1 protein-coding gene is annotated in these 755 nt (G+C 65.4%); it reads left to right on the top strand.

The genetic code is table 11. The features are described 5' to 3' along the window. A partial coding sequence (locus GST15_RS06610; protein WP_159016492.1) for an elongation factor Tu occupies positions 1–755 on the top strand: 755 nt, incomplete at both ends.

Raw genomic sequence — 755 nt, 5'->3', positions numbered from 1 at the left:
GGAGCGGAGCGTTTTGGTGGTGAGTTCAAGGCACACGACCAGATCGACGCGGCGCCGGAAGAGAAGGCGCGCGGGATCACGATCTCGACGGCGCACGTGGAATACGAAAGCGCGAACCGGCATTACGCGCACGTGGACTGCCCGGGACACGCGGACTACATCAAGAACATGATCACCGGTGCGGCGCAGATGGACGGCGCGATCCTGGTGTGTTCGGCCGCTGACGGCCCGATGCCGCAGACCCGCGAGCACATCCTGCTGGCGCGCCAGGTCGGCGTGCCGTACATCGTGGTCTACCTGAACAAGGCGGACATGGTGGACGACGCCGAGCTGCTGGAGCTGGTGGAGATGGAAGTCCGCGAGCTGCTGGCCAAGTACGAGTTCCCGGGCGACGACACCCCGATCGTGATTGGTTCGGCGCTCAAGGCGCTGGAAGGCGACCAGAGTGACATCGGCGTGCCGTCGATCATCAAGCTGGTGGAGGCGCTGGACACCTGGATCCCGCAGCCCGAGCGCGCGATCGACAAGCCGTTCCTGATGCCGGTCGAGGATGTGTTCTCGATTTCCGGCCGTGGCACGGTGGTGACCGGCCGCATCGAGCGCGGCATCATCAAGGTGGGCGACGAAATCGAGATCGTGGGCATCCGTCCGACCCAGAAGACGGTGGTCACCGGTGTCGAGATGTTCCGCAAGCTGCTGGACCAGGGCCAGGCGGGCGACAACGCCGGCCTGTTGCTGCGCGGCACCAAGCGTGA

Origin of the sequence: Cognatiluteimonas profundi (assembly GCF_009792795.1) — a bacterium.
Taxonomy (GTDB): Bacteria; Pseudomonadota; Gammaproteobacteria; order Xanthomonadales; family Xanthomonadaceae; genus Cognatiluteimonas; species Cognatiluteimonas profundi.
This window is presented reverse-complemented; position numbering and strand designations above follow the sequence as displayed.